Raw genomic sequence first — 16,487 nt, 5'->3', positions numbered from 1 at the left:
CCCTTCCCCTGAACGCCGCACGAATGGCGACGCAGGCAAGACCCTAAACCGATTTTGCGGCGTGATAAAGGCGTCTTGCCGCCTTTATCCCAACCGCGCCAACGCCGCGCTCAAACGTTCGACTTCGGCAGCCTTTTCGGCATGGTCGGCACGCGCCTTTTCGACTGCCTCAGGCTTCGCCTTTTCGACAAAGGCGGGGTTCGAAAGGCGGCCTTCGAGCGACTTGGCCTCTTTCGACACCGCTTCGATCGCTTTGCTGATGCGAGCGCGTTCGGCGTCGAGATCGATGATCCCTTCAAGCGGGATTACGAAGGTGGCTTCCTCGACCACAATCTGCACCGCACCGCCCGCCGGCGCATCTGTATTGGCGATGCTGTCGAGCCGTGCTTGGCGCGCAATCGCGGCTGTCTGGCGTTCGATGCGCGCAAGCGTTTCGGGCGAAGCATCTCGGACAAAGGCATTGAGCCGCGCGCCCGGGGCAATGCCGAGCTCGTTCTTGGCGCTGCGTACCTCGGTCACTAGCTGGATCAGCCAGTTGATTTCTGCCCCTGCAGCGAGATCGAGGTCCGCTTTGGGGTCGGGCCATTTGGCGACGATCAGGTCATAGGGCCGCTCGCCCATTGCATGCCACAGCTCTTCGGTGATGAAGGGCATGAAGGGGTGGAGCATGACGAGGATCTGGTCGATCACCCAGCCCGCGACCGCCTTGGTTTCCTCATCGATCTGCCCACCCTGGCCGGGCTTGATCAGCTCCAGATACCAGTCGCAGAATGTGCCCCAGGTGAAGTGGTAGATCGCATCGGCCATGCCGTCGAATCGATATTCCTCAAACGCCTTGTTGAGCTTCGCCAGCGTTTCGACGACTTCGCCGATGATCCATTTGTTGACCGCCAATGTCGCCTGCGGTGCTTCGACACTGTGGCTCGCGCCGATGCCGTTCGACTGGCAGAATCGCGCGGCATTCCAAAGCTTGGTCGCGAAATTGCGATATCCCTCGACGCGGCGTTCATCCATCTTCACGTCGCGGCCCTGGCTTTCCATTGCCGCCATGAAGAAACGCAGTGCATCGGCGCCATATTTGTCCATCAGGATCAGCGGATCGACGACATTGCCCTTCGATTTGGACATTTTCTGCCCGTCCGCCGCGCGCACCAACCCGTGCAGGTAGAGCGTCTTCCACGGTACTTCTTTCATGAAGTGCATGCCCTGCATCGCCATGCGCGCATCCCAGAAGAACAGGATGTCAAAGCCGGAAATCAGAACGTCATTGGGATAATGGCGCGCCAGTGCTTCGGTCTGGTCGGGCCAGCCAAGCGTGCCGAACGGCCAGAGCGCAGAGGAGAACCATGTATCGAGGACGTCATTGTCCTGCGTCAGCGCAACGCCTTCGCCTGCAAGTGCCTGTGCGGCAGCTTCGTCTTCGGCGACATAAACCTTGCCATCGGCATCGTACCAGGCCGGTATCCGGTGGCCCCACCACAGCTGGCGGCTGACGCACCAGGGCTGGATATTCTCCATCCAGTTGAAAAAGGTCTTCTCCCAGCTTTTGGGGACGATTTCTATCCGCCCATCTCGCACCGCCTTGATCGGATCTTGCGCCAGTTTTTCGGCATCGACATACCATTGGTCGGTCAGCCAAGGCTCGATCACCACGCCGCCGCGATCGCCAAACGGCGTCTGGATGGTGCGCGGTTCGAAATCATGCTCGATGGCTTCGCCCTCGGCATCCTTGGTCACATGCGGGATCAGGAAACCGGCTTCCTTCATGTCGGCGACGATCATGTCGCGCACGACAAAGCGGTCTAGGCCCAGATATTTTTCAGGGATCAGGCCATCCGATGTCTGAACCACGCGCGCTTCAGCGTCGAACATGTTGAGCATTTCGCTCGGCTTAATCCCTGCGCGCTTGCCGACCTCAAAGTCGTTGAAATCATGCCCCGGGGTAATCTTCACCACGCCGGATCCCAGTTCGGGGTCGGCATGTTCATCCGCCACAACCTTGAAACGGCGGCCGGTTATCGGCTGAAGGATTTCCTTGCCGATTGCGGATTTGTAGCGTTCGTCGTCCGGATGAACAGCGACTGCCATGTCCGCCAGCATTGTTTCGGGGCGGGTGGTTGCCACTTCGACATGGCCGGTGCCATCGGCAAAGGGATAGCGAAAACGCCAGAAGCCGCCCTTTGTCTCGCGGGTTTCGACCTCAAGGTCCGAAATCGCGGTCTTCAGTTTCGGGTCCCAGTTGACGAGGCGCTTGTCGCGATAAATCAGCCCCTGGTTGTAGAGATCGACAAAGACTTTGAGCACCGCACGGTTGAAATGCGGGTCCATGGTGAACTGTTCATTCGCCCAGTCCATCGAACAGCCAAGGCGGCGCAGCTGGCGGGTAATCTGTCCGCCGCTTTCGGCCTTCCACTTCCAGACGATATCGACAAATTCGTCGCGGCTGTAATTGGTTCGCTTGTCCTGCCGCTCTTCCAACTGGCGTTCGACCACCATCTGTGTTGCGATTCCGGCATGGTCCATGCCGACCACCCACAGCGCATCCTTGCCCTGCAAGCGGGCATGGCGGATCAGGATATCCTGCAACGTATTATCGAGCGCGTGGCCGATATGCAGGCTGCCCGTCACATTCGGCGGCGGGTTGACGATGGTAAAGGGTTGCGCATCGCGGCGCTCTGGCCGGAAGGCACCGCTGCTCTCCCAATGCTCAAACCATTTGGATTCGATTGTTGCCGGGTCGAAAGTCTTGTCGATAGTCATGGGCCCGCGCCTTACCCGCGCTTTGACCAAAGGAAAACCCCTAGGAATCGCGCGCGCACTTGCGCCAGATTGCTGCACCCGCTAACGCCGCGCGCGTCATGCACTATATCAGCACCAGGGGAAATGCGTCGAACCTCGATTTTGCGGGGGTGACGTTGGCGGGGCTCGCGAGCGACGGCGGGCTCTATGTCCCGCGTGCTTGGCCCACATTCACGCAGGCCGAGATCAAGGCGATGCGCGGCCTGACCTATGTCGATCTCGCCGCAAAGGTGATGGCACCCTTTACCGCAGGCAGCCTTTCCGAAGACGAGCTGCGTGAGCTGTGCGCCGCCGCCTATGGCAGTTTCTCGCACGCCGCAGTTACCCCGCTAACTCAGCTCGATAACCAGCAATGGCTGCTTGAACTGTTCCACGGCCCGACGCTGGCTTTCAAGGATGTCGCGCTCCAATTGCTCGGACATTTGTTCGAACGCTTCCTGAGCGGCGGTGACAAGGCGCTGACGATCGTTGGTGCGACCTCGGGCGATACCGGCTCGGCCGCGATCCACGCGGTGGCTGGTCGCGAGAATATCGAGATATTCATGCTCCACCCGCACGGCCGCGTTTCGGATGTGCAGCGGCGGCAGATGACGACGGTCCTCGCCCCCAATGTCCACAACATCGCCATCGAGGGCAGCTTCGACGATGCGCAGGCGATGGTGAAGCGGATGTTTGGCGATAGCGAAGTGACCAGCGCCATCACCCTGTCGGCAGTCAATTCGATCAACTGGGCGCGCCTGATGGCGCAGGTTGTCTATTATTTCTGGGCCGCGCTGCAGCTTGGCGCGCCCGAGCGCAAAGTCGCTTTCTCGGTGCCCACCGGCAATTTTGGCGATGTCTTTGCGGGTTATGTTGCTGCGCAAATGGGTTTGCCTGTCGAGCGGCTGATCGTTGCGACCAATGTGAACGACATCCTCCACCGCGCACTCGCCAAGGGCGACTATTCGGTTGGCAGCGTCACACCGACTGCCGCGCCATCGATGGACATCCAGGTGTCGAGCAATTTTGAACGACTGCTCTTTGACCTTGAGGGCCGTGATGGCAGCGCCACTGCGGAGCGCATGAAGATATTCGAGCAGGATGGCAAAACCGCCCTGACCGATGCCATGCGGAGCAAGGCGGGTCTTTTCCAAAGCGCGCGCGCCGATGCGAACGAAATGTCGGGTGCGATGCGTTGGGCCTATGAAAAATGCGCCGAGGTAATCGACCCGCATACCGCCATCGCCATCCATGCCGCGCGCAATGCGGGTATATCGGCCGATGTACCGGTAGTGACGCTAGCGACTGCCCATCCGGCGAAATTCCCCGATGCGGTCGAACGTGCAACCGGCGTGCGCCCTTCCTTGCCTGCCCGGGTCGGCAATCTGTTTGACCGTGAGGAGCGCTTCATCGTGCTGCCTTCGGATTATGTCGCGGTGCGCGACCATGTGCTGGGCCATGCCGCTCGCGCCTGAATTCACCACCCTCGTTAGCGAGCCGAGGCCCGATTACACGCTGATCGACAGTGGCAATGGCCGCAAACACGAATCCTATGGCAACCGCCGTTTCATCCGTCCTGAACCACAGGCGATGTGGGAACCGGCAACCACCGACTGGAAAGCGGATGGCGAATTCGTTCCCGGATCGGACGAGGATGGCGGCGGGCGCTGGTATTATGACAAGCCGGTTCCGGCCGAAGGCTGGCCGCTCAAATGGAATGACGAGGTCAGTTTTACGGCAAGCTGCACTCCCTTCCGCCATCTCGGATTCTTTCCCGACATGGACCCCGTGTGGCGCTGGATGCGCGGGCAGATTGATGGCGTTGCCGAACCAAATTGCATGAACCTTTTCGGCTATACCGGGGTCGGCACACTCGCGCTGTCGGCGGCGGGCGCGCAAATGGTGCATGTTGATGCCTCGAAAAAATCGGTGGCACAGGCGCGCGAAAACGCCGCCTTGTCGGGCATGTCGGATCGCCCCATTCGCTGGATCGTCGATGACGCGGCCAAATTTGTCGCGCGCGAAGTGCGGCGCGAACGGCGCTATGACGGCATCCTGCTCGATCCGCCCAAATATGGCCGCGGGCCCGATGGCGAGGTGTGGCGGCTGGAGGAAGATCTCCCCGGCTTGATCGCCAATTGTCGCCAGTTGCTCGACGCCAATTCGCGTTTCCTCTTCCTCACCGTCTATGCCGTCCGCATGTCGGCCATCGCGCTTGGCAATTTGCTGCAAGCGCATTTTGCCGACCTGCCGGGCAAGGTTGAATTTGGCGAACTGGCTGTTCGCGAACAGGCGCGTGGGCTATTATTACCGACGGCTATCTTCGCCAGATGGTCGCAACAGGACTGAAATGAACGATCTTCTTACCCTCGAAGTGCACGACCTGCACGTCAATGTGCTCACCGGCATTTACAGCCAGGAAACACACCTGCCGCAACCGCTGCACATTTCGGTCAGCGCCGACCTTGAGGTCGCACCGCATTATGCGCCCGATACGCCGCTTTCGGCTTCGAAAAACTATATGGCGATCAAGGAAGCCGCGACGGTCTTTCCCGAAGGTGTGCATTTCACGCTGATCGAAGCAGTGGCCGACCATATCATCGACAAGCTGTTTGCATCTGATCCGCGCGTCCAGAATGTGACCGTGAAGATCATCAAGTTGGCGATTTCCGAAGACGGCGAGTCGATCGGCATCACCTTGACGAGGCACCGCAAGTGACTCGCCAGCTCGCGCTCGTCACCGGCGGGATGCGGCGGCTGGGCGCGGTGATCGCAGCGCAACTGGCAGATGCAGGATATGATCTGGCATTGACCAGCCATGGTGACGGCACGCCCGAAGCAGGCCTGGCTGCAGCCATCGAGCGTAACGGTTCAAGCTGGAAGCATTTTGCCGCCGATCTTTCGACTGACGGTGCACCGGACAAGGTGATGGCCGATGTGATCGCGCATTTCGACCGCGCGCCCGACTTGCTGGTCAACAACGCCGCGATGTTCGGGCAAGATGATTGGGACGCGATGTCCGCCGAAACGCTGGACGTGCATTTCCGTCTCAACCTTTTCGCGCCGGTGCTGCTCAGCCGAGCGCTGGTAAAAGTGGCTGCGAGCGGCTCACAACCTGCCATCGTCAGCATCGTCGACCAGCGCGTCACCAATCCCAATGGCGATCAGTTGAGCTATACGCTTTCCAAACAGGCTCTCGCCGGCTCGGTGCGATCATTGGCGGCGGCCTTTGGCGACAAAGCACGGGTCAATGGGGTGGCCCCCGGTCTTGTCATCCCGACAGATGATTATGACAATGCGCAAATGCACCGGTTGAATGGGGAAATGCCGCTAGGTCGGTTGCCCGATGCCCAAGGGATAGCAGAAGCCGTGTTGTTTCTGGCGAATGCAAAGCATGTGACCGGGCAAATCATCTTCGTCGATGGCGGTGCGCATTTGCGCAGCTATCCCCGCGACTTCATGCACCTTTAACGCACGCGCCAAACCTTTAGCCCATCACCCATGTCGGGCAGCGGTTCGAGCCAGTCGGGCGTATTGCCCTTGGCCAACTGTGCCCACAGCCCGTCAGGGTTGCGCTTTTCATAACCCCGCATCTCGGCTTCGCCCGTGCAGGCAACGATATGACTGATATTGCGGCTGCGCACGATCGCATGGCTTTGTGCTTCGGGCAGGCGGTACATGTCAATTTGCGCCCGCATGCCCTTCTGGTTGCGATGGTGGCTCGACGCGACCACGCTGTGCGGAGTGGTCAGCAAGATGGCTGGGCCAAGATCGAACGGAGCGAGTATGTTCGCCTTTTCCAGTTTCGCGAGTTGCGACACCGATTCAATCGATTCACATTTCTCTGCTTTCAGTGCGTCGGGCGTCTTGTCGGCTGCCGCTTCAGCCGCAGCCTTGCTTGAAAGGAGCGTCATCGCCTGTGTGATAAAGGCGCCGGGCATCAGCAGCAGAATCATCAGGGCGAACAGGCCTACCCGCTTGAGCGGCTTTGCCTCGCTGCGATAGCTGGCGAACAAATGCGTGATCGCCACCGCCACCAACGGCACCGCGATCAATGTCGCGAGCGATATCGTCCGGAACACGAGCAACGCGAGCAGCGCTGAATAGACCAGAAGTATGGCAAGCCCTGCATATTCGGCTTTTCTGTCCTTTGCGATCGAACCACCCAGGAATAGCAGGCAGATTGCACCGGCAATAGGAACACCCAGAAGCGACAGGGCAACCGCCCATTTCTGGTGCCACACCGGCATGCCTTCATTGACGCGTACATACCAGTAATCGCGAACCACCGGGTCCATTGTCGAGAACGCACCTTGCGCACATGCCGGTGCCTGCCACAGCAGCACCGCAATCGCAGCACCTCCCGCCAGGCCCAGGGCCGCGAACCGCAGCACCTTGTTGGGCTGCAGGGCGAAAGCTGCTGGAGCGATCACCGCGCTTGCTGCGATGATGGCATAGATATGCGCAGGCGATATCGTGTCGCAATAATTGTCAGCGGCAATGCCCCCCAGCTGCGTGGAGAAGAAGAGCGTGAGGCTTGCGGTCAGAAAAGCGACGATTGTATATCCCAGCCGACTGCCATCACTTTCGCTAGCCATCGCCCAGCGCCAGCCGAGCAGGCCGAAAAAGGCGACTGTCACCGGCGCGCCCTCCAACGAGATGTGCAGCCAGACTGCGAGCGCAACCCCCATGCAGATTCCCGCCTTGCGCGCGGCAGGCCAAAATAATGTCCACAACGCTAGCGCCGCGCAGACCAGTTGCCAGCCATGATGGTCGATCCGCATCGGGCGCAGCTGCATCGATATCGCGGGGGAAACCATTGTCATGACGACAGCAACGGTCCCCGCCATCGGGCTGCCTATATGTGCAGCAATGCGGCCCAGCATATAGGCCACCAGCCCGAAACAGGTTAGTGGAACCAATGTTCCGGCGATCATCTCCGCAACCGCCGGTCCGAACAACGGTGTCGCCAAGATCATGACGAGGGCGAGCGGAAGCTCGATCAAACGCGACCAGTGCATGGGCCCGCCTTCAGGGGCGTTGAGACGGTATTGCGTAGTATCAAACCAGCTTTGCCCGGCCAGGAAATCACGCAATTGCACCATGCGCAGCTGATCATCGGGATCCCAGCCGGATCGGGTCAAAATGACGTCGCGGCTCAGCCATGCCAGCAGCAACGCCAGCACTATCCAGATAAGGAAAGAGGGAGATTTGAGGCGGGCGATCATGATGCAGTTGCACCCTGTCCGACGCGCCAGATATGGTACGGCCCGATATCGGGTTGCCGAACCAGCCAATCGAAAGACTTGCCTTGCTTGACCTGCGCCCAGAAACCGTCGGGAGCATTTTCGGCATAGATGCGCAGTTCGAAACTGCCATCGCAAGCCACCAGATAGTCGACCCCGCGCTCGGTCAGGATTTTCTGCATGACCTCGGGCGACATGGTGTAACCCCGAATGACATCGCGCATCGCCAATTGGTTGCGATGGTGCCCGGTTGCGACAACCTTATGATGCGTGAATTGCAGCAAGCCCGGGCTGGCATCGAGGCCCGCCATGAGTTGGGATGGCGGCAAGCGGTTGAGCAGGCCTATTGCCTCGGCTGATTGGCACTGACGTGCCAGCGCCACAAATTCGGCCTCGGCTTGTGTTTCTGCCGGATCAGGAGTCTCCGCTTTTGAAGGAAGCGCGCGCGCTACATGGGTGCCCAGAACACCTGGCATGATCAACGCAACCGCGGCGATGCGAAGCGCCATTCTGCGGGTGACACTGGCTGCCCCGTTCGACTGAGCGAACAATCGCACAACCAGCGGAGCCGCGAGCAAAGCGGCGAGGCAGAGTGGATAAATAGCCGCGCGTGCTACAGTGGCTGCGACGATTGCAGACCCTGTGAACAGCAGTGTCATCGCCAGCCTGTCTTGGGCGGGCAGTTTCGTTCCGGCACGCCACAGCGCGATAAGGCCGATGCAACCGGCGGCAAAGCCGGCCAATTCCTGCACGATAGCCGAGGGCTTGTGTTGCCAAAGCGGCAATCCCTCGGGTGTACGGTTAAACCAATATTGGCGGACCAGCGGATCCAGATTCGCAAAGGCGTCGCCCGCGCATTGTGGCGCCAGCAGCAGCAATGCCGAAATTGCGGCGCTGGCGGCCACAGCGCCAGCAAAAAGGCGCGCGATGATCCGGCGGTTGCCCTTCAAACGGATGGTCGCCCAATGCGCTAAACACACCACGGATGCAGCAGCCAGCAAGGCGGCGACATGCACCGGCGAAAGTGAATCACAGTAATTTGTTGCCGCTAGCCCCTCGGTTGCAAAGTAAAGCGTGCCGGTGGTGAGCGCGAGGGCAGCGCTGGCCCAAGGAAGTTGGGCCGCGCGGTCGGAACCCAGCCAGCGTAGGCCCAGAATTCCCAGGAACAGCGCTGCGAAGGGCAGGCCTTCAATCGATATCTCCATCCACAACGCGCACGCCACGCCGATGATGATGGCGGCCCGAACCGGCCTGTTCCGGTCGAGCAGCGCAAGAGTTGCTGCAAGGAAGGCGACCAGTTGCCAGCCATGATGGTCAATCCGCATCGGCGCGAGCTGGATGGTTGCGGGAAGGATGGCAAACAGCGAAACCGCTGCCACGATGCCAGCCCAACGCCCGCCAAGCTTTGTTGAAATAGCTGCGAGCAGCCAGAGTACAATGCCATAGGTCAGCAACGGAATGGCGACAGCGGCGGCAAGTTCAGCCGAGGGCTGTCCGAAAAACGGAGTAAGCGCCACGATGACCAAGGCAATTGGCAGGTCCACCAAGCGCGACCAGTGCATCGGCCCGCCGTCGGGCGGGTTCATCCGGTATTGGGTGACATCCCACCAGCTTTGCCCCGCAAGCCAATCGCGGATCTGCACGAGCCGTAGCTGGTCGTCTGGATCCCCCATCTGCCAACCAGCGATGGCCCCACGCCCTGCCATGACGAGCAGGATCGCACTGACCAGCCAGATAGCAAGCAGCAGCCGGGTGTAACGCGAATTAGAAAGTTCGGGCATCAGGCCCCTGCTTTGGCAGACCGGAAGATAATCACATTACGCAGCATGTAGGTCAGCTGGAACGAAACGCCAATCGCAATGATCTTTGCGATGCGCGGATCGAAGCCGAGAGCATCACCTGCACCGACAATTGCGGTCGTAATTGCGAGGCCGAGCAGCGCCGACATCACGAACATCGCCTTTTGCTGCGTGCGTTCGCTCGTTCCTTTGTCTGAAACGCGGTCGCCGAACACCTTGCGGCTTGAAAGGAACCAGTGGACGATTATGCCCGCGGAATAGCCAATCGCCGAAGCCGCCATGCTAAGCATGCCGAGTTGGAGGAATGCGAGGAACAATCCGAGGTCAACGGCAAGTGCGGCAACGCTGACCACCAGGTAACGCATATAGGTCAACTGGCGGAAGAAGCGAAGCCAGCCCGACAGGTCGCTAACCGAAGCCGGAATGGCAAGACTGCCGTCCGATTGGCGGCGGTCTGCCTTGCGGCGCTCAGGCTGCCTTGCGCTTGTCATTGTCGCCGGCCTTTTCGACGCGGGTTGGTACGTCGCGCTCTGAAGCCAGCGCAGCGGCCTGGTCTTCGGTGATCTGGACCTTGGCGGCAATCGCTTCCTGTTCGCCTTCGTCGCCCGCCTCATGATATTCGGCGTCTTCGTTGACGTTCCAGATGTTGTAGATGCGCGCACCAGCGTCGATATTCTCGACGGTCAGCATCGCTGTCATCATCGCATGGTCCTGGTTGTTGTAACGGTGCATCCCGTTGCGACCGACCATGTGCAGTGTAGGATATTTGCTTTCCAGTTCATCGCGCATCGCGGCGACATTGGCAGCATATTCGTCGTCATAGACCGGATAGGCCTTTTCCTGGCGAACAACCGCACCGCCAATAACATCGTCGGGGTTGCACAGGCCGAGGATAGCCATTTCCTTTTTGGCGAGTTCGACGAGATCGGCATCGCTCGACGACCAGAGGCCATCACCTTCGAAGCAGAAATATTCAAGGCCGACACAGGCGATCGACGGATCGGGTACCATCTCGGGCGACCAGCTGCGGAAGTTCTGCACACGGCCGACCTTCACCTTGCTGTCGTGGATGTAAATCCAGTTGTCGGGGAAAAGATCGTCCGACTTGATCATCAAAGCGACCGTCAGGAAGTCCCGATATTTGAGGTTCGATGCCTGCAGCGAGGTTTGCGGCAGCGGATGGATGCGCGCCGAAAGCTCCCGCATCGGTGCCGAGCTGATCACATGCTTGGCGGTAATCACGGCTTCGTTGCCATCGGCCTTGGTGGCCGACAGGCGCCAGTTGCCAGCGGCATCCTGCGCGAGCTGCTTGAAACTGTGGCCCATGAGCACGCTGTTGCCCTTGGCAACGACAAAGTCGCGCGCCGCATCCCACATCATGCCGGGCCCAAGGCGCGGATAGCGGAATGTTTCGAGCAAGGTCTTGGTTTCCATGCCGTCATTGGGCTTTTTGTTAAGGCCCAGGCTGCGTTTCAGACCGTCCATCACTGCTGCGCCGAGCGAAAGTCCCTTGATGCGCTGTGCCGCCCAGTCCGCCGACATTTCGTCGCAGGGCATGCCCCATACCTTCTCGGTATAGGTCTTGAAAAAGATCGAATAGAGCTTCCAGCCGAACTGGTTCGTCGTCCAGTCTTCAAACGAGCGGACATTGCGGTTGGGCAGCAGCTTCGCCTTGGCATAGCTCGCCATGCACAGGGTCGAACGGACAATGCCGAGATTGAAAAGTGCTTCGAAGGCGCGCAGCGGATAGCTGTAGAACTTGCCTTCATAATAGATGCGGCTCATGCGCGGGCGCTGGATGAAATCATTGGGGAGGATCTCGTTCCACAAGTCGACCACTTCCTTCGACTTCGAAAAGAAGCGGTGCCCGCCAATGTCAAAGCGATAGCCATCGACTTCAACGGTACGGCTGATGCCGCCGACATAGCGTTCGTCCTTTTCGATGACGGTGACGCTGTAACCTTTTTTGGAAAGCAGATAAGCCGCGGTCAAACCGGCGGGCCCAGCGCCGATAATCGCTACGTCGACAATTCCCTGTTGCTTGCTCACTTCGCATTTCCTCCATGCTGATCCGTGTTCACGGAAATCTCTGAACGAAAATGGATAATGAATAGTTAACAGGGGCTTCGGCCTAGTGCGGGCGACAGATAATTGCGGGACTGGAGTAATTTCTTGCTTTTTGACGCGCGAACGACCATATGGCCGCCAAGCGCATGAGGCGTGCGGGGTTCCCGCAGCAGTATCGACAGCGTGAGGGCTTTTCCGAAAAGCTCCGTCGATCGCGAGATGCGCACAGCCAAGAGGCTTCCCAATTCACGCGGGGTGGTTTCCAAGGGGTCGGCATGAAGCTTGCCCTTAAACCCGCTTTTGCGCCGTGCGCCGCTAATGGCTGCGCGGGCCGCATCATGCTTTTTTGAGAGAATTTATGTCTTATTTTGAAGAACTGGGCCTTGCCCAACCTATTTTGAAGGCGCTGGCGCAGTCTGGCTATGATACCCCCACGCCAATCCAGACGCAGGCAATCCCGCCGCTGCTGGAAGGTCGGGACCTGTGTGGTATCGCACAAACGGGCACTGGCAAGACCGCTGCCTTTGCGCTGCCATCGCTGCATCATTTCGCCACCAACATCAAACCGCGCGTGCCTTATGGCTGCCGGATGCTGGTGCTTTCGCCAACACGCGAACTTGCGGCACAGATCGCTGAAAAATTCCGTGATTATGGCAAATATCTGGGCCTCACCGTCCAGTGCGTTTTCGGCGGCATGCCGATCTTCACGCAAAAGAAGAAGCTGCAACCCGGCACCGATATCCTGGTGGCAACACCGGGCCGTCTGCTTGACCTGATCGAACAGCGCGCATTGAGCCTGAAAGATGTCGAGATTTTCGTTCTCGACGAAGCCGACCAGATGATGGACCTTGGCTTCATCCATGCGCTTAAGCGGATCGACCTGTTGCTGCCAAAAAAGCGGCAGAGCCTGTTCTTCTCGGCAACCATGCCCAAGGCAATTGCTGAGCTGGGCAACCGCTTCCTCAACAATCCGGTGCGCGTCGCCGTTACCCCTGCTGCAACAACGGCAGAGCGGGTCGAGCAATATGTGACCTTTGTGGACCAGCGCGAAAAGCAGGCTTTGCTCAACCATCGCCTCAAGGATGAAAGCATCGACCGCGCGCTCGTCTTCACCCGCACAAAGCATGGCGCCGACCGTGTTGTCCGCCACCTTGCCGGTGCCGGCATCAAGGCCGCCGCAATCCATGGCAATAAGAGCCAGGGCCAGCGCACCGCTGCGATGCAGGGTTTCCGCCACGGCCATCTGAAGGTGCTGGTCGCAACCGATATTGCCGCGCGTGGCATCGACGTTCCGGGCGTCAGCCACGTTTTCAATTTCGAACTGCCCAATGTGCCCGACCAATATGTCCACCGCATCGGCCGCACCGCGCGTGCAGGCGCGGACGGGATCGCCGTCAGCTTTGTCAGCGATGACGAGCGCGGCTATCTGAAGGACATTGAGAAGCTGACCAAGATTCGACTGATGCCGGTTGGCCTTCCTGAAGGTTTCCGCCAGCTTGTTGCCGAAATGCCGCGCCCGATTGAGGCCAAGCGTGAAGAACCTAAGCGCCGCGAAGGCGGTCGTCCGGGTGGTGAGCGCCGGGGCAAACCGGGAGCAGGTCGTGCCCGTCCCGAACGTGGCAGCCAGTTGATGAGCCGCGACGGATATGGCCGGGATGAAATTCCGGTGCAGCCACGCGAACCGCGCCGCGACGATCATGCGGCTGGCCGTCAGGACAATCGTCCGAAGCATAAGCGCGGCGGGCCTTCGCTTTCCAGCGATGCAAATCAGCGTCGCTATGGACCGAAGCCGTCGGGCGTTGGAAAGTTCAAGAGCGCCGTGAAGCGCGCCCGCTGAAGCTAATCATTCCAGGTTCGACGGAACCATGAATTTGAACCCCGCAGCGACTTTGGTTGCTGCGGGGTTCTTTATTTTTATGCGGTAAAAGCCGAAGCCTATTCGTTCAGATTGGGCCGCAAATATTGCCGCGCTCTATCGAGATCCAAACCACGCCGTGCGGCATAATCTTCCACCTGATCCTCGCCAATCCGGGCTACTCCGAAATATTCCGATTGCGGATGCCCGAAATAGAAGCCGCTCACCGCTGCCGTGGGCAACATGGCAAAGCTTTCGGTAAGCGTGATGCCGGTGTGATGGGTGGCGTCGAGCAGATCGAACAAAACCGGCTTCAGGCTGTGATCGGGGCAGGCCGGATAGCCGGGTGCGGGGCGGATACCGCGATATTGTTCTCGGATCAGTGCTTCGTTGGTCAGCTGTTCGTCAGGAGCATAACCCCATAGCACCTTGCGGACATGTTCGTGCATCCGTTCGGCGAAAGCCTCTGCCAGTCGGTCGGCGAGCGCCTTCAACATGATATCCGAATAATCATCGATATGCGCCTTGAACTCGGCAAGCTTGGTGCCGATTCCATGGCCGGTGGTCACTGCAAAGCCACCAATCCAGTCGCCATCAGGGCTGATGAAATCGGCAAGGCACATGTTGGCGCGGCCTTCGCGTTTTGCGACCTGCTGTCGCAGGAAGGGCAGGCGGACATGCTCTTCGGTTTCCTCGATATAGACGACAACATCGTCGCCCTCGCGCGCGCAGGGCCATAGCCCCGCCACACCGCGTGCGCGCAGCCATTTTTCGGAAATGATCCGATCGAGCATCGCCTGCGCGTCGGCGAACAACTGCCGCGCGCTTTCGCCAACTATCTCGTCGTCAAGGATTGCCGGATAGTTGCCATGTAATTCCCAGGCGCGGAAGAAAGGCGTCCAGTCGATACAATTGCGCAAATCGTCGAGCGGCCAATCTTCATAGACATGTACGCCCGGCTGTAACGGTGCTGCGGGCTTCAGGCTTTCGTCGATTTCGAACGCATTGGCGCGCGCTTCCTCAAGCGTTGCCAGCGGCTTGGCAGTCTTGCCCGCGCGGGCGTCGCGGATATGCGCATAATCGGCACGTGTATCGGCGACAAATTTCTCGGCAAGCGTATCGCTGACCAAAGTCGAGGCAACCCCGACCGCACGGCTGGCGTCGAGGACATGCACGGTTGGCCCCGAATAGGCAGGCTCGATGCGCAATGCCGTATGCGTCTTTGACGTCGTGGCGCCGCCGATCAGCAAGGGCATTGTCATACCGGCGCGCTGCATTTCTTCGGCAACGGTCACCATTTCATCAAGGCTGGGCGTGATCAGGCCGGAAAGCCCGATCATGTCGGCGTCATTGTCGACCGCGGCCTTCAAAATATCCTGCCAAGGCACCATGACGCCAAGATCGACAACTTCAAAGCCGTTGCACTGCAGCACCACGCCAACGATGTTCTTGCCGATATCGTGGACATCGCCTTTGACCGTGGCCATCACGATCTTGCCTTTGCCTTTGGAATTTTCGTCCTTTTCGGCCTCGATATAGGGGAAAAGGTGGGCGACCGCCTTTTTCATCACGCGCGCCGATTTGACCACTTGTGGCAAGAACATCTTGCCGCTGCCGAACAGGTCGCCGACGACATTCATGCCTTCCATCAGCGGGCCTTCGATCACCTCGATCGGGCGCCCCCCCCGTTCCTTGATCGCGAGACGCGCTTCTTCGGTATCCTCGACAATGTGCGCATCGATGCCTTTGACGAGCGCATGTTCCAGCCGCTTCGCCACCGGCCATCCGCGCCATTCGGCAGCGGCTTTTTCAGCGGCAGCATCGGTGCCCTTATACCGTTCGGCAAGCGCGATCAGGCGTTCGGTTGCATCGTCCCGGCGATTGAGGATCACATCCTCGCACGCCTCGCGCAGTTCCGGATCGATCGTGTCATACACATCAAGCTGACCGGCGTTGACGATAGCCATATCGAGCCCGGCGGGAATGGCGTGGTAGAGGAACACGCTATGCATTGCCCGGCGAACCGGCTCATTGCCGCGGAAAGAGAAGCTGAGGTTTGAAAGCCCGCCCGAATAATGGGCATGCGGGCATAGCTGGCGCAGTTCCTTCACCGCCTCAATGAAATCGACGCCATAATTGTTGTGCTCTTCAATACCCGTGGCGACGGCAAAGATATTGGGGTCGAAGATGATGTCTTCGGGCGGGAAGCCGATGCCGACCAACAGGTCATAGGCGCGCTTGCAGATCTGGACCTTGCGTTCCTTGGTATCCGCTTGGCCGGTTTCGTCGAATGCCATCACGACGACAGCGGCACCATAGGCCATGCACAGGCGGGCGTGGTGTAGGAAAGCCTCTTCGCCCTCTTTCATCGAGATCGAGTTGACCACGGGTTTGCCCGAAACGCATTTCAGGCCAGCTTCGATCACGCTCCATTTCGAACTGTCGATCATCACTGGCACGCGGGCGATATCAGGCTCGGCGGCGATGCGCTTCAGAAAGGTCGTCATCGCCAGTTCGGCGTCGAGCAGGCCTTCGTCCATGTTGACATCGATGATCTGCGCGCCGTTTTCCACCTGGTCGCGTGCAACTTCGACGGCGGCTTCATAATCGTCCGCAAGGATCAGCTTCTTGAACTTGGCGCTGCCGGTCACGTTGGTGCGTTCGCCGATATTTACGAAGCGAGAGGTATTGGTGGTGGTTGTCATTCGATCTTCTTCCCCCCTTCCGCGAGCGGGAGGGGTC

General features: G+C 59.4%; 11 protein-coding genes. 5 read left to right on the top strand and 6 right to left on the bottom strand.

Features of this window, described 5'->3' with window-relative positions; translation table 11 throughout:
• Positions 1-84: 84 nt before the first annotated feature.
• Positions 85-2,760 carry a valine--tRNA ligase gene (locus tag ACFSAG_RS04265; RefSeq protein WP_374612227.1) on the bottom strand — a complete coding sequence of 892 codons (2,676 nt, stop codon included), beginning with the start codon at positions 2,758-2,760 and terminating at the stop codon, positions 85-87.
• A gap of 98 nt (positions 2,761-2,858) precedes the next feature.
• Between ACFSAG_RS04265 and thrC the strand changes: the two genes are divergently transcribed.
• Genes thrC through ACFSAG_RS04245 form a run of 4 tightly spaced genes read left to right on the top strand, consistent with a single transcriptional unit; the run spans position 2,859 to position 6,249 of the window.
• A complete protein-coding gene (gene thrC, locus ACFSAG_RS04260; protein WP_374612577.1) occupies positions 2,859-4,253 on the top strand; it encodes a threonine synthase in 1,395 nt (464 codons plus the stop codon).
• Complete coding sequence (locus ACFSAG_RS04255; protein WP_381511667.1) at positions 4,225-5,127, top strand: class I SAM-dependent methyltransferase; 903 nt, start codon at positions 4,225-4,227, stop codon at positions 5,125-5,127. Before thrC ends, ACFSAG_RS04255 begins: the two co-directional genes overlap by 29 nt.
• A gap of 1 nt (position 5,128) precedes the next feature.
• A complete protein-coding gene (locus ACFSAG_RS04250; RefSeq protein WP_374612231.1) occupies positions 5,129-5,497 on the top strand; it encodes a dihydroneopterin aldolase in 369 nt (122 codons plus the stop codon).
• Positions 5,494-6,249, top strand: coding sequence for an SDR family oxidoreductase (locus ACFSAG_RS04245; RefSeq protein WP_381511664.1), 756 nt, complete (start codon positions 5,494-5,496; stop codon positions 6,247-6,249). Before ACFSAG_RS04250 ends, ACFSAG_RS04245 begins: the two co-directional genes overlap by 4 nt.
• Here the strand turns inward: ACFSAG_RS04245 and ACFSAG_RS04240 are convergent.
• Genes ACFSAG_RS04240 through ACFSAG_RS04225 form a run of 4 tightly spaced genes read right to left on the bottom strand, consistent with a single transcriptional unit; the run spans position 6,246 to position 11,872 of the window.
• Entirely contained in the window at positions 6,246-8,006 is a 1,761-nt protein-coding gene (locus ACFSAG_RS04240; RefSeq protein ID WP_381511662.1) for a hypothetical protein, read from the bottom strand. The genes ACFSAG_RS04245 and ACFSAG_RS04240 overlap by 4 nt on opposite strands.
• A complete protein-coding gene (locus ACFSAG_RS04235; RefSeq protein ID WP_374612236.1) occupies positions 8,003-9,805 on the bottom strand; it encodes a hypothetical protein in 1,803 nt (600 codons plus the stop codon). Before ACFSAG_RS04235 ends, ACFSAG_RS04240 begins: the two co-directional genes overlap by 4 nt.
• Complete coding sequence (locus ACFSAG_RS04230; RefSeq protein WP_374612238.1) at positions 9,805-10,314, bottom strand: GtrA family protein; 510 nt, start codon at positions 10,312-10,314, stop codon at positions 9,805-9,807. Before ACFSAG_RS04230 ends, ACFSAG_RS04235 begins: the two co-directional genes overlap by 1 nt.
• Positions 10,292-11,872, bottom strand: a complete 1,581-nt coding sequence (locus ACFSAG_RS04225) for an NAD(P)/FAD-dependent oxidoreductase (RefSeq protein ID WP_374612240.1) — start codon at positions 11,870-11,872, stop codon at positions 10,292-10,294. The genes ACFSAG_RS04230 and ACFSAG_RS04225 overlap by 23 nt, the downstream gene beginning before the upstream one ends.
• 376 nt (positions 11,873-12,248) lie before the next feature.
• Between ACFSAG_RS04225 and ACFSAG_RS04220 the strand changes: the two genes are divergently transcribed.
• A complete protein-coding gene (locus ACFSAG_RS04220; protein ID WP_381511659.1) occupies positions 12,249-13,727 on the top strand; it encodes a DEAD/DEAH box helicase in 1,479 nt (492 codons plus the stop codon).
• Positions 13,728-13,825: 98 nt separating this feature from the next.
• On the opposite strand, the gene metH is transcribed toward ACFSAG_RS04220, so the two are convergent.
• Positions 13,826-16,450 (bottom strand): methionine synthase, encoded by a 2,625-nt coding sequence (gene metH, locus ACFSAG_RS04215; protein WP_381511657.1) that lies wholly within the window; start codon positions 16,448-16,450, stop codon positions 13,826-13,828.
• Between the last annotated feature and the right edge of the window lie 37 nt (positions 16,451-16,487).

Origin of the sequence: Sphingorhabdus buctiana (assembly GCF_042680825.1) — a bacterium.
GTDB lineage: Bacteria > Pseudomonadota > Alphaproteobacteria > Sphingomonadales > Sphingomonadaceae > Sphingorhabdus_B > Sphingorhabdus_B buctiana.
The sequence above is the reverse complement of the archived record's forward strand: the minus strand, read 5'-3'. Positions and strand labels throughout refer to the sequence as shown.